Origin of the sequence: Micromonospora arborensis, from assembly GCF_003205615.1 — a bacterium.
In the GTDB taxonomy this organism is placed as follows: domain Bacteria; phylum Actinomycetota; class Actinomycetes; order Mycobacteriales; family Micromonosporaceae; genus Micromonospora; species Micromonospora arborensis.
On the sequence record NZ_PYBV01000016.1, the window covers coordinates 43,965 to 56,599 of the forward strand.

Annotated in this window: 11 protein-coding genes; 5 read left to right on the forward strand and 6 right to left on the reverse strand. The window is 70.9% G+C overall.

From position 1 onward, the window contains the following. The first annotated feature begins 129 nt into the window (after nucleotides 1-129). Together typA and C7C45_RS13335 are read left to right on the forward strand one after the other, a co-directional pair. Nucleotides 130-1,998, forward strand: coding sequence for a translational GTPase TypA (gene typA, locus C7C45_RS13330; protein WP_110563973.1), 1,869 nt, complete (start codon nucleotides 130-132; stop codon nucleotides 1,996-1,998). A gap of 119 nt (nucleotides 1,999-2,117) precedes the next feature. Next, nucleotides 2,118-2,972 carry a serine hydrolase gene (locus C7C45_RS13335; RefSeq protein WP_110563974.1) on the forward strand — a complete coding sequence of 285 codons (855 nt, stop codon included), beginning with the start codon at nucleotides 2,118-2,120 and terminating at the stop codon, nucleotides 2,970-2,972. 31 nt (nucleotides 2,973-3,003) lie between these two features. On the opposite strand, the gene C7C45_RS13340 is transcribed toward C7C45_RS13335, so the two are convergent. Further along, a complete protein-coding gene (locus C7C45_RS13340) occupies nucleotides 3,004-3,801 on the reverse strand; it encodes a tyrosine-protein phosphatase (RefSeq protein ID WP_110563975.1) in 798 nt (265 codons plus the stop codon). 44 nt (nucleotides 3,802-3,845) lie between these two features. Between C7C45_RS13340 and C7C45_RS13345 the strand changes: the two genes are divergently transcribed. Then, a complete protein-coding gene (locus tag C7C45_RS13345) occupies nucleotides 3,846-4,943 on the forward strand; it encodes a mandelate racemase/muconate lactonizing enzyme family protein (RefSeq protein WP_110563976.1) in 1,098 nt (365 codons plus the stop codon). 60 nt (nucleotides 4,944-5,003) lie between these two features. Continuing rightward, nucleotides 5,004-5,924: a C40 family peptidase gene (locus C7C45_RS13350; RefSeq protein WP_110563977.1), complete on the forward strand. Its 921-nt coding sequence runs from the start codon at nucleotides 5,004-5,006 to the stop codon at nucleotides 5,922-5,924. Between the two features lie 37 nt (nucleotides 5,925-5,961). Here C7C45_RS13350 and C7C45_RS13355 read toward each other — a convergent pair whose 3' ends face one another. After that, on the reverse strand, nucleotides 5,962-6,960 hold the full coding sequence (locus tag C7C45_RS13355; RefSeq protein WP_110563978.1) for a TerC family protein: 999 nt from the start codon (nucleotides 6,958-6,960) through the stop codon (nucleotides 5,962-5,964). 482 nt (nucleotides 6,961-7,442) lie between these two features. Here C7C45_RS13355 and C7C45_RS13360 point away from each other — a divergent pair, with 482 nt between their 5' ends. Beyond that, on the forward strand, nucleotides 7,443-7,736 hold the full coding sequence (locus C7C45_RS13360; protein ID WP_110563979.1) for an antibiotic biosynthesis monooxygenase family protein: 294 nt from the start codon (nucleotides 7,443-7,445) through the stop codon (nucleotides 7,734-7,736). A gap of 111 nt (nucleotides 7,737-7,847) precedes the next feature. Here the strand turns inward: C7C45_RS13360 and C7C45_RS13365 are convergent, their stop codons facing one another. The 4 genes from C7C45_RS13365 to uvrB all read right to left on the reverse strand — a co-directional run bounded on the left by C7C45_RS13365 (nucleotide 7,848) and on the right by uvrB (nucleotide 12,506). Continuing rightward, on the reverse strand, nucleotides 7,848-8,705 hold the full coding sequence (locus tag C7C45_RS13365) for a helix-turn-helix domain-containing protein (protein WP_110563980.1): 858 nt from the start codon (nucleotides 8,703-8,705) through the stop codon (nucleotides 7,848-7,850). A 233-nt stretch (nucleotides 8,706-8,938) separates the two neighbouring features. Then, nucleotides 8,939-9,307 (reverse strand): VOC family protein, encoded by a 369-nt coding sequence (locus tag C7C45_RS13370; RefSeq protein WP_110563981.1) that lies wholly within the window; start codon nucleotides 9,305-9,307, stop codon nucleotides 8,939-8,941. A 75-nt stretch (nucleotides 9,308-9,382) separates the two neighbouring features. Further along, complete coding sequence (locus C7C45_RS13375) at nucleotides 9,383-10,282, reverse strand: helix-turn-helix domain-containing protein (RefSeq protein ID WP_244200367.1); 900 nt, start codon at nucleotides 10,280-10,282, stop codon at nucleotides 9,383-9,385. 115 nt (nucleotides 10,283-10,397) lie between these two features. Further along, on the reverse strand, nucleotides 10,398-12,506 hold the full coding sequence (gene uvrB, locus C7C45_RS13380; protein ID WP_110563983.1) for an excinuclease ABC subunit UvrB: 2,109 nt from the start codon (nucleotides 12,504-12,506) through the stop codon (nucleotides 10,398-10,400). Nucleotides 12,507-12,635 lie beyond the last annotated feature (129 nt).

Here is a 12,635-nt window from a genome sequence, read left to right on the forward strand (position 1 = left end):
GCCCCCGGAACACGGGAGTCAGCATGCCAGCCGGGGGAACGACCAGGACAGCGGTTTCACCATAGATCAGGGGCACCTGGGGGTGACCCCGACGCAGCCTGCGCGAGCGCAGGCGGAAGGATAGAGGGTATGCAGCTTCGCACCGACCTCCGCAACGTCGCCATCATCGCTCACGTCGACCACGGCAAGACCACCCTGGTCGACGCCATGTTGCGGCAGGCCGGCGCGTACGGCGCACGCGGCGAGAACACCGAGCGGGTGATGGACTCCGGCGACCTGGAACGGGAGAAGGGCATCACCATCCTGGCCAAGAACACCGGCGTGCGCTACCTGCCGGCGGACGGCTCGGACCCGGTCACCATCAACATCATCGACACCCCCGGCCACGCCGACTTCGGTGGCGAGGTGGAGCGCGGCCTGACCATGGTCGACGGCGTGGTGCTGCTCGTCGACGCCAGCGAGGGTCCGCTGCCGCAGACCCGCTTCGTGCTGCGCAAGGCGCTGCGCGCCCGGATGCCGATCATCCTGGTGATCAACAAGGTGGACCGCCCCGACGCCCGGATCAAGGAGGTCGTGGACGACACCTACGAGCTCTTCCTCGACCTGGACGCCGACGAGGAGCAGATCGACTTCCCGATCGTCTACGCCTGCGCCCGCGACGGCATCGCCTCGCTGACCCAGCCCGCCGACGGTTCGGTGCCCGACGACAGCACCTCCCTGGAGCCGCTGTTCCGCACCCTGCTGGACACCATCCCGGCACCCGCGTACGAGGACGACGCGCCGCTGCAGGCGCACGTCACCAACCTCGACGCCTCGCCGTTCCTCGGCCGGCTGGCGCTGTGCCGGGTCCGCCAGGGCACCATCAGCAAGGGCCAGACGGTGGCCTGGTGCCGCACCGACGGCAGCACCCAGCGGGTCCGCATCTCCGAGATGCTGATGACCGAGGGCCTGGAGCGCAAGCCGGCCGAGACCGCCGGCCCGGGCGACATCATCGCCGTCGCCGGCATCCCCGAGATCATGATCGGTGAGACCCTCGCGGACGTGGACAACCCGGTCGCGCTGCCGCTGATCACCGTCGACGAGCCGGCCATCTCGATGACCATCGGCACCAACACCTCGCCGCTTGTCGGCCGGATCAAGGGCTCCAAGGTCACCGCACGGATGGTCAAGGACCGGCTCGACAAGGAGCTGATCGGCAACGTGTCGCTGCGGGTGCTGCCCACCGAGCGGCCGGACGCCTGGGAGGTGCAGGGCCGCGGTGAGCTGGCGCTGGCCATCCTGGTCGAGCAGATGCGCCGGGAGAGCTACGAGCTGACCGTCGGCAAGCCGCAGGTGGTCACGCGCGAGATCGACGGCAAGACCTGCGAGCCGGTGGAGCGGCTGACCATCGACGCCCCCGAGGAGCACCTGGGCGCGATCACCCAGCTGCTGGCCACCCGCAAGGGCCGGATGGAGCAGCTGGTCAACCACGGCACCGGCTGGATCCGGATGGAGTGGCTGGTGCCGGCGCGCGGCCTGATCGGCTTCCGCACCGAGTTCCTCACCGACACCCGGGGCACCGGCATCCTGCACCACGTCTTCGAGTCCTACGAGCCGTGGTTCGGCGAGCTGCGTACCCGTAACAACGGCTCCCTGGTCGCGGACCGGGCCGGCGCGGTCACCGCCTTCGCGATGATCAACCTGCAGGAGCGCGGCCAGCTCTTCGTCGAGCCGACCACCGAGGTGTACGAGGGCATGATCGTCGGCGAGAACTCCCGCTCCGACGACATGGACGTCAACATCACCAAGGAGAAGAAGCTCACCAACATGCGGGCCTCGACCTCCGACGAGACCGAGAAGCTGATCCCGCCGCGCAAGCTCTCGCTGGAGCAGGCGCTGGAGTTCTGCCGCGAGGACGAGTGCGTCGAGGTCACCCCGGCCACGGTGCGCATCCGCAAGGTGGTGCTCGACCAGCAGCAGCGGGGCCGGGCCGCCGCCCGCCGCAAGCACGCCGGCTGATCCCAGCAGCACCCGACGACGGGCGCGTCGACCGCTTGCGGTCGACGCGCCCGTCCGTTTCCGACCGGGGTACGCGGGCCGGTCCGACCGTCCACCGCTGATCCGCTACGGTCACCGGCATGACCTGGGATGATCTCGACGTCCACCTGGACCGGGTGCCCGGCACCGTCTCGGCGTACGTGGGCCGGCTCGACGCGCCGCCGACCTGGACCCGCCACGCGGACGCCGCCCACTACGCCGCGAGCACCATGAAGGTGGCGGTGCTCGCCGCGCTGCACCGCGCCGCCGAGGCCGGCACGGTGGACCTGGACGCCCCGGTCCCGCTGGTCAACGAATTCGATTCCGCCCAGCCCGGCGCACCCCGGTTCTCCTGTGCGCAGCTCTACGACAACGACGACGCCGTCTGGGACCGGCTGGGTGCCACGGCGACGCTGCGCTGGCTGGCCGACCGGATGATCGTGCGCTCCAGCAACCTGGCCACCAACCTGGTCATCGGGCACGTCGGGCTGCCCGCGGTGGCCGAGGTGTGGGCGCTCGCCGGCGCCCGCAACAGCGTCACGGGGCGGGGCATCGAGGACTTCGCGGCCCGCGACGCCGGCATCACCAACGTGGTCACCGCCGCCGACCTGGCCGCCCTGCTCGGCGCACTGGCCTGGGGGGCGGGCACCCCCGGCACGCTCGCCGCGCCGGCCGCCTGCTCGGCCATGCTGGACGTCCTGCTCGCCCAGGAGCACCGCGAGGACCTGGCCGCCGGTCTGCCGGAGGGCACCCGCATCGCGCACAAGAACGGTTGGGTACGCGGCGTGCGGCACGGCGCGGGCGTGGTGCTGCCCGACGACGCCCCGCCGTACCTGATCGCCGTCTGCACCACCACCGACCCGGCCGACGGCGGCGGCGACTCCGACTCCGACGACGCCTGCCGGCTGATCGCGCACATCTCGGCCCAGGTCTGGGCCGCCCGCCATCAGCTCTGAACCCGCACCGGCACACCGCCGGACGCGCCGGTCAGTCCAGCAACTGCGCCCGCAGCGCCGTGCGGGTCTCCTCGGTGATCCCGAGCCCGTCGCGCAGGTACGCGTCGAACGAGCCGTGCACCCGGCGCACCTCGTCGTACGCGGCGTCGAGATACTCGGCGCGGACCTCCAGCACCGGCAGCACCGCGTCGACGTCCAGGTCGGGTCGCCGCCGCCGCAACGCCTCGACGATCACCGCGCGCAGGCTGTCGGTCAGCGCGTTGTTGCGCAGGTAGTCGGAGCGGATCGCCACCTCGTCCACCCCGAGCGCCGTCAGCAGGATGACGGTCAGCCAACCCGTGCGGTCCTTGCCGGCGGAGCAGTGGTAGACCAGCGGCAGGTTCTCCGGCTGGGCGGCCAGCCGCACCGCCTCGGCGAAGCCGACCCGTGCCGACTCGCCGGTGACGAACCACCGGTAGATGGCCGCCATCGCCCCCGCCGTGCCCTGCCGGGCCAGCTCCGCGTACGCGTCGAGGTCGTGGCCGAGCAGCACCGCCGAGACGTACGTGAAGACCGGGTGCTCCGGGTCGTGCACCGGGAGGTGCACCACTCGGGGTTCACCGACCAGCCGATCGGCCGGGGCGACCGCGATCTCGGAGGAGTCGCGCAGGTCCAGCACACATGCCGGGGCCAGCTTCGCGAGCACCGGTAGGTCCTCGTCGGTCAGCCGACCCAACGCCGGGGTGCGAATCAGTTGCCCGACGCGGACCCGTCGCCCGTCGGCACCGACAAGCCCGCCCAGGTCCCGCGCGTTCGGTGCGCCCACCAACTTCCAACCCTGCCCGGCCATCCGGTGTCCCCTCCCGCGGCGTGCCTGCATATAGGGTGCCCGACATGACGATCTCGGCGGTACGCACCCACCGGGTTTCCGCCCCCTTACACACCCCGTTCGTCACCGCGCTGCGCCGCACCACCACAGTGGAGACTCTCGTCGTCGAACTGATCGATGCCGACGGCCGGTCCGGCTTCGGCGAGGCGCCCCAGGTCTGGCAGGTCACCGGCGCGTCGGTGGCCGGCGCGCAGGCGTGCGTACGCGAGCTGCTCGGCCCACTGCTGATCGGTCGTGACCCGGACGACCTGGTGGCCCGTTGCACCGAGGTGCAGCGCGCGGCGGCCGGCAACGAGGCGGCGAAGGCGGCGGTGGACGTCGCCCTGCACGACCTCGCCGCCCGACGGTTGGGCGTACCCCTGGTGCGGTTGCTCGGGGGCACCACGCTGCGGGTGCCGACGGACGTCACACTGGCGGCGGGCGACGCGGTGGACCTGGCGGCGTCGGCACGGCAGCGGCAGGCCGACGGGTTCGGCGTGCTGAAGGTGAAGGTCGGCACCGACGCGGCCGGCGACCTCGACCGGGTGCGGGCCGTCCGCGCGGCCGTCGGCCCCGGGGTCCGGATTCGGCTCGACGCCAACCAGGGCTGGACGCCCCGGGAGGCGGTCCGGGTGATTCGTGGCATCGAGGACGCCGGGCTCGACGTGGAACTGGTCGAGCAGCCGGTGGCCCGCTGGGACCTGGACGGGCTGGCCTGGGTCAGCGACCGGGTGTCCGTGCCGATCCTGGCCGACGAGGCGGTCTTCGGGGTCCGTGACCTGGTGGAGGTGATCCGCCGTCGGGCGGCCGACCTGGTCAACGTCAAGCTGGCCAAGTGCGGCGGGCTGCACCCGGCGCGTACCCTCCTCGAGCTGGCCACCGCCCACGGGCTCGGCACGGTGGTCGGTTCGATGATGGAGAGCCAGGTCGGCATCGGGGCGGCGGCGAGCTTGGTCGCCGCCTACGGCACCACAGCGGTGGCCGACCTGGACGCCGCGTGGTGGCTGGCCTGGTCGCCGGTGCAGGGCGGGATTCGGTACGACGGGTCGACCGTGGTGTTGCCGAACGCCCCCGGCCTGGGCATCTCCGGGCTTGCTGAAGCAAAGGTGCAGACGCACAGTTGATGATCGTCGGTTTCTTTCCTAGGGTTTCCCGGGGACAGCCGACACGATCTGGGGGTTGACGTGGAGCTGCAACCGGGCCGCGAGGCCGTCGTCCGGGTCGCGGTGGCAACACTGTGGACCTCACCCGAGGCGGTCCGTCCGGTCGACCGCCCGGCGCTGACCACCGGAGCCGACATCCCGGCCTGGGTCTCCGGTCTGAACACCGACCAGCAGGTCGGCGAGTGCGTGCTGAGCCAACTCCTGCTCGGCGAGCGGGTGCTCGTCAGCGAGGTGCGCCCGGACGGCTGGGCCCGGGTCGTCGCCGTCGAGCAGCCAGCAGCCAAGCTGGACCCGCGCGGCTACCCGGGTTGGCTCCCCGCCGACCAGCTGACCACGGTCGACCCGGCCACTCGCACCGACCACCCGCTGGTGGTCGACGCCACCGTCACCGGGCTGCACGCCGAGCCGAGTGGCCCGGTGGTGCTGCCCGGCGTGGTCGTCGGCACCCGCCTGGCACCGGCCGGCCCCGCGCGCGACGGCTGGCGGCCGGTACACGTCCCCGGGCGGGCCGCGCCACTCTGGCTGCTCGACAACCACCTGACCCCGGCCCCGGCCGCGTCGCCGGCCGCCGAACAGGCGCTCGCGGTGGCTCAGCGGCTGCTGGACGTGGTCTACATCTGGGGCGGTCTCTCCGCACACGGCATCGACTGCTCGGGGCTCGTACACCTGGCCTGGCGGCGATTCGGGGTGCTGCTGCCCCGCGACGCCGACGACCAGGCCGTGGCCACCACCCCGCTGACGCTGGGCGCGGAACGCCCCGGTGATCTCTACTTCTTCGCCCGGCCCGGCCGCAAGATCCACCACATCGGCATCGTCACCGCCACGCCCGGCGACGACGGTGAGCGGCGGATGCTGCACGCCTGCTACCGGCGGCGGCGGGTCATCGAGGAGCCACTGCCCGCCGATCGGACCGCCACGCTGGTCGGCGCACACCGGGTCTGACCGGTCGGGCGCGCATCTGCGCCCGACCGGTGCCCGGTCAGCGTCGGGCGTCGGCCAACTCGCGGCGTCGGTCCCGGGAGGACTTGATCAGGCTGGCGGCGGTGGCGACACCCAGGGTGCCGATGATGACCAGCAGCGACAGCCAGATCGGGATGTGCGGCGCCCAGCCGACGTGCTCGCCACCGTTGACGAACGGCAGGTTGTTGTCGGCCAACGCCTCCAGCACCAGCTTCACCCCGATGAAGCCGAGCACGACGGCCAGGCCGTAGCTCAGGTAGATCAGCCGGTCGAGCAGGCCACCGAGCAGGAAGTAGAGCTGACGGAGGCCCATCAGCGCGAAGACGTTCGCGGTGAAGACCAGGTACGGCTCCTGCGTGATGCCGAAGATCGCCGGGATCGAGTCCAGGGCGAAGATCAGGTCCGTGGTGCCGATCGCGATCATCACGATCAGCATCGGGGTGAACAGTCGCCTGCCGGTCGCGTGGGTGGTGAGCTTCGCGCCGTCGTACTCCTTGGAGATCGGCAGCGCCTTGCGGCTCCACCGGATCAACACGTTCTCGGAGAACTCGTCCTCGTCCGGCTCACCCTGCCGGGCCAGGTTGACCGCTGTGTAGATCAGGAACGCGCCGAAGATGTAGAAGACCCAGGAGAACTGCGTGATCAGCGCCGCACCGGCGGCGATGAACCCGCCGCGCATCACCAACGCCAGCACGATGCCGACGAGCAGCACCTTCTGCTGGTACTGCCGGGGCACCCCGAAACGGGCCATGATGATCACGAAGACGAAGAGGTTGTCCACCGAGAGGCTGTACTCGGTGAGCCAGCCGGTGTAGAACTGCCCCGCCGGGCTGGCGCCCGAGGTCAGCCAGACACCCGCCCCGAAGAGCAGGGCCAGCCCGACGTAGAAGGCGACCCAGAGGCTCGATTCCCGCACACTCGGCTCGTGCGGACGCCGACCGATGATCAACAGGTCGACGAACAGGACCGCAGTCAGTGCGACAAGCGTCCCCGCCCACACCAATCCGGACACGTCCAACGTTCATTCCTCCGGCAGACACGCGGCGTCGGGCACACCGTACGCCCCCGGAAGGGCCGGCGTGCCGCTGTCGCTCACTCTGGTGACTGTCGGAGGTCTCTTCCGCCGCCGCCCCTCGTCGGGGTGGCGACCTACGGGGCCGGGTCGGGGCGCCGTGGTTCCGGCGCTCGACCGTGCTGACGACTCCGTCGCGGGGGAATACTCCCCTCCTCGGTGACCATTGTTGCCCACCACGCCCCGTGATCACACCCCGGGCAGCCGGTGGCACTGACCACCCGTCGGCGGGGAACAACGGACGCGGCACACCCGCTACGCCGTCCTAGGAGGCTAGTGCGAGTCGGGCCGGCGATCGGGCCGGCGACACGCTGCCCCGGTAGCGCTCCTCCCGCCCATGATCACGATGCCCACCCCAGGGGTACCGTCGACACCGGAACCGACCCCGCGTCGCCGCCGACCCTGCCCACCGTGGGAGGCTTTCCGGCATGGTGCTTGAGGTCGCGTTGATCGACGTACTGCCCGGACACGAGGACGCGTTCGCCGCCGCGTACGCCGAGGGTCACCCCGTGCTCGCCGGGGCAACCGGCTGCCGGTCGGTGCGGATGACCCGGGGAATCGAGTCCCCGACCCGCTTCGTGCTGCTGGTCGAATGGGACTCGGTCGAGGCACACGAGGAGAACTTCCGGGCCACCGAGCGGTTCGAGAAGTGGCGGGCGTTGATCGGGCCGCACTTCGCCGGGCCGCCCGTGGTCGAGCACTTCCTCGACGTGCCGGCCTGAGCGACGCTGTCGTACCCCGCGGTTATCGTGCCGTGCGCACGCGCCGGCCGCCGGTCCCGACGGGCTCGGGGGCGCCGGGCCCGGTGGCCGCGCGGCGTGCCGCACTGGGCCTTACTCGCCGGCGCGGCGGGCCAGCGCGGTGACCGTCTCCTCCGCTGACAGCGCGGCCGCCAGCAGCGCCTCGGTCATCCGCTCGTAGCGGTCGATGTCGAGCACCGTGGCCAACCGCACGTCGGTGGTCAACGCCTCGATCATCACCGTCCGCGGGTCCGCCGGGTCGGGAAAGGCATAGCAGGAGTACGGCGTGAGCGGGTGCAGCCCGCCACCGGCCGCCCCGGGTGGCAGCAGCCGCACCGTGACATGGGACAGCCCGGTCACGGTGACCAGGTGCCGCAACTGCTCCCGCCAGACCGCGACCGGCAGGTCACCCGGGTCGCAGACGGCCGAGGCGAGCACCGCGGTGTAACGCGGCGGGTAGGCCCGCCTCAGCACCTCCTGCCGCAGCGCCCGGGCGCGCACCTCCGCCTCCACGTCGACCTCCGGCGTGAGCTGGGCACCGGCCGCGACCAGAACCCGGGCGTACGCGGGCGTCTGGAGCAGCCCCGGCACGACCGTCGGCTGGTACTCGACGATGTCGGCGGCACCCGCCTCCAACTCGGCGTAGGTGCGCTGTCGTTCGCTCATCTCGCCCAGCGTCTTCCACCAGCCTCGGCTGGTCGCCGCGTCCCGAGCGATCACGATCAACGCGTCCCGGGCGGGCGGCGGCACCTTGTAGATGTCCAGCAGATCGAGCACATCGGCCAGGTCCGGGCGGCTCTGACCCAGCTCGATGCGGGACAGTTTCGACGTCGAGGCCCAGCCCAGCCGGTCGCAGACCTGCTCCAGGGTCAGCGCCTCGCGCCGACGTAGTTGGCGCAGTTCTGCGCCCAGACGTGCACGTCGAATGACAGGACTCGTTGGCAACGGCATCCCGGCCTCCCCATCGAGGGAGACTACGCAGGACGATCACCCAGTGCAATAGCTCGCTCGCTCACCGCAATCAGGTCATTCGGCGCGGGCCTGGCCGAGTCCCGGTGCCAGCCATGCCGAACGTCCGAGCCTGATCCACTCCGCCTCGCCGATATGACGGTATCCGCGAGGCCGGATGCCGCCACATCGGCGACCTAGAGTCGATCTTTGGCGAACCGGACAAGTGTGCCCACTCAGGGCCGGTAGGTGCCGAAGGCCCAGACGTTTCCAGCCAGGTCGCGGGCGGCGTAGTCACGGGAGCCGTAGTCGGTGTCGAACGGCTCTCGGGTGATCTCGGCACCGGCCGCGCGGGCCTGGGCGCAGTGGGCGTCGACGTCCGGCACCGCCACGTAGACCAGCCAGTCGTCGTCGGCCGGCCTGGGCTTCGCGTCGGCCCGACCGCCCAGCATGATCATGCCGGTGTCGAGGACGAGTTCGGCGTGCGCGACAGTGCCGTCCGGCGCCTCGTGCACGGCGTGCACCTGGAAACCGAAGGCGGAGCAGAGCCAGTCGATTGCGGAGCGGGGGTCGGGGTAGCGGAAGACGGGATAGACGGTTCGCATGACCTGATTCTGCGGCAGGCGACCCTGCTCCGGATTGGACGAATGTGACCTCGGCGGGTCGCCAACCGAGCGGTGTCAGCCGGCCGACGACCGGTCGGCGAGCAGCGCGGCCGGAGTCGCCCCCGCGAACTGATGGAAATCCCGGATCAGGTGGGACTGGTCGTAGTAACCGCATCGTGCCGCCACCGCGGCCCAGTCGACGGCCCGGGTCGCGCCGGGCGACCCGGCACCAGCGGCGGACTGCCCGGCACCGTACGCGGACTGCCCGGCACCGGTCGGCGGCCCGGCGCCCGCCCCGGCCACCGCGTTCGCCCCGACGGTTGCGCCCGGTTCGGTCAGCGCCGCGTACGCCTGCTGGAAGCGCAGCAACCGGGCGACCATCTTGGGCGGCAGCCCGACGTCCTGCCGGAACCGGGACGCGAGGTGCCGCCGGCTCCAGCCCAGTTCGTCGGCGAGCACACCCACACCTTCCTGCCCACCGCTGGCGACGAGCCACCGCCACGCCCAGTCCAGCCGGGCGTCCACCGGTGGGGACGACGCCAACCGGCCGGCGAGCACCCTGTCGAGCAGGGCGAACCGTTCCGGCCAACCCGCCGCCTCGGCGAGCCGGCAGCGCAGCCGATCCAGCCAACGGCCCGGGAGCTGCCCGACGCCCACGGCCCGGTTGGTCAGCTCGCTGAGCGGCAGACCGAGGAGCCGGCGGGCGGTCAGCGGGGCGAGCAGCAACTCGACGCCCTCCCCCACACCCACCGTGCGTGTGGCGCACCAGCCGTCGAAGGTGCCGGCCACGAACGAGTCGACCTTCGTGGCCCCGCGCTCCGCGCTGCGCGGGTCGGTCACGTCCAGCGGAGCGCCCCAACCCAGGATCAGCACCACGAAGACGCCCGCCGACTCCCGGCGGACCAGCGGCACGTCGGCCCGTTCCCGATAGCCGACGTACCTGTCGACGAACGGGCGCAGCCGGACGTCGGGCAACCCAAGAACCATCTCCCCGACCGGTGCCGCCGCCGTCAACCTCGCCCGCCCTCCGCGTGCCCCGGCCGACCGCGCCCGAGCGGAACGCTCGTCGTGGCCGGCCGGGTGGTGGCCGTCACTTCACACCAGCGGCGTCCATGCCGCGCAGCTCCTTCTTCAGGTCGGAGACCTCGTCACGGATCCGGGCCGCCAGCTCGAACTGCAGCTCGCGGGCAGCGGCCAGCATCTGGTCGCTGAGCTCCTGGATGAGCTGGGCGAGGTCGGCGCGGGCCATCCCCTCCCGCGAGGTGGTGGTGGCGGCGGACCGGCTCCGGCTGCGGGTCTCCTTGACCGGCGCCTTGCCACGGGAAAGCTGACGCACCGCGCCCCCGACCCGGGAGTTTTCGGTGTCCTCGGCCTCGCGGTAGATGTCGTCCAGGATGTCGTGGATCTTCTTACGCAACGGCTCCGGGCTGATCCCGTGCGCCTCGTTGTGCGCGATCTGCTTGGCCCGGCGCCGATCGGTCTCGTCGATCGCCGCCGCCATCGACGGGGTGATCTTGTCGGCGTACATGTGGACCTGACCGGAGACGTTACGGGCGGCCCGCCCGATGGTCTGGATCAGCGACCGGCCGCTGCGCAGGAAGCCCTCCTTGTCGGCGTCGAGGATCGCCACCAGCGACACCTCGGGCAGGTCCAGACCTTCACGGAGCAGGTTGATGCCGACCAGCACGTCGTACTCGCCCTTGCGCAACTCGCGCAACAGCTCCACCCGGCGCAACGTGTCGACCTCCGAGTGCAGGTAGCGCACCCGGATGCCGTTCTCCAAAAGGTAGTCGGACAGGTCCTCGGCCATCTTCTTGGTCAGCGTGGTGACCAGGACCCGCTCGTCGCGATCGGTGCGGAGTTTGATCTCGTGCATCAGGTCGTCGATCTGGCCCTTGGTCGGCTTGATCACGACCTCCGGGTCGACCAGACCGGTGGGTCGGATGACCTGCTCGACGAACTCGCCCTGGGCCTGCTCCATCTCCCACGTCCCGGGGGTCGCGGAGAGGAAGACCATCTGACCGACCCGCTCCAGGAACTCGTCGAAGCGCAGCGGCCGGTTGTCGGCCGCGCTGGGCAGCCGGAAACCGTGGTCGATCAGCATCCGCTTGCGGGACGCGTCGCCCTCGTACATGCCGCCGATCTGCGGGATGGTCACGTGCGACTCGTCGACGACGGTGAGGAAGTCGTCGGGGAAGTAGTCGAGCAGGCAGTGCGGCGGGCTGCCGGGCAGCCGCCCGTCCATGTGCATCGAGTAGTTCTCGATGCCGGAGCAGAAACCCACCTGCCGCATCATCTCGATGTCGTAGGTGGTGCGCATGCGCAACCGCTGCGCCTCCAGCAGCTTGCCCTGCCGCTCCAGCTCGGCCAGCCGCTCGGCCAGCTCGACCTCGATGTCACGGATCGCCCGCTCCATCCGCTCCGGACCGGCCGCGTAGTGCGTGGCCGGGAAGATCACCAGCTGGTCGACCTCGCGGACCACGTCACCGGTCAACGGGTTGAGGTAGTAGAGCTTCTCCACCTCGTCACCGAACAGCTCGATGCGGACCGCCAACTCCTCGTACGCCGGGATGATCTCCAGCGTGTCGCCGCGAACCCGGAAGGTGCCGCGCTGGAAGGCCATGTCGTTGCGGGTGTACTGGATGTCGACCAGCCGGCGCAGCAACTGGTCACGGTCGAGCTCCTGGCCGACCTGCACCTTTACCGCCCGGTCGAGGTATTCCTCCGGGGTGCCCAGGCCGTAGATCGCCGAGACGGTCGCCACCACGATCACGTCGCGGCGGGTGAGCAGCGACATCGTCGCCGAGTGCCGCAGCCGCTCGACCTCCTCGTTGATCGAGGAGTCCTTCTCGATGTAGGTGTCGGTCTGCGGGATATACGCCTCAGGCTGGTAGTAGTCGTAGTACGAGACGAAGTATTCGACCGCATTGTGCGGCAGCAGCTCACTGAACTCCTTGGCCAGCTGCGCACAGAGCGTCTTGTTCGGGGCGAGCACCAGGGTCGGGCGCTGCAGCCGCTCGATCAACCACGCCGTGGTGGCGCTCTTGCCGGTGCCGGTCGCACCGAGCAGCACGGTGTTGCGGTCGCCACGCCGAACCCGGCGCTCAAGATCATCGATAGCTGCGGGTTGGTCGCCGGCCGGCTGGAAGTCACTGACGACCTGGAAGCGGCTGTCGAGCCGGGGAATGTCGAGCGCCATGCCAACAACGGTACGCCGGAGGTCCGACAGGAACGGCCGTCACGCCAGGTAGGTGATCGGCTTCAATATTTCCATTGTGTGGCCCATGTGACCGGGACTACCCTCTCCATGTAGGCCGCTCGCGGCGGC

Bases quoted from the DNA above. Each gene is read 5' to 3' on its own strand.
- typA (WP_110563973.1), top strand. From the start codon at position 130: ATGCAGCTTCGCACCGACCTCCGCAACGTCGCCATCATCGCTCACGTC.
- C7C45_RS13335 (WP_110563974.1), top strand. From the start codon at position 2,118: ATGACCTGGGATGATCTCGACGTCCACCTGGACCGGGTGCCCGGCACC.
- C7C45_RS13340 (WP_110563975.1), bottom strand. From the start codon at position 3,801: ATGGCCGGGCAGGGTTGGAAGTTGGTGGGCGCACCGAACGCGCGGGAC.
- C7C45_RS13345 (WP_110563976.1), top strand. From the start codon at position 3,846: ATGACGATCTCGGCGGTACGCACCCACCGGGTTTCCGCCCCCTTACAC.
- C7C45_RS13360 (WP_110563979.1), top strand. From the start codon at position 7,443: ATGGTGCTTGAGGTCGCGTTGATCGACGTACTGCCCGGACACGAGGAC.
- C7C45_RS13365 (WP_110563980.1), bottom strand. From the start codon at position 8,705: ATGCCGTTGCCAACGAGTCCTGTCATTCGACGTGCACGTCTGGGCGCA.
- C7C45_RS13370 (WP_110563981.1), bottom strand. From the start codon at position 9,307: ATGCGAACCGTCTATCCCGTCTTCCGCTACCCCGACCCCCGCTCCGCA.
- uvrB (WP_110563983.1), bottom strand. From the start codon at position 12,506: ATGGCGCTCGACATTCCCCGGCTCGACAGCCGCTTCCAGGTCGTCAGT.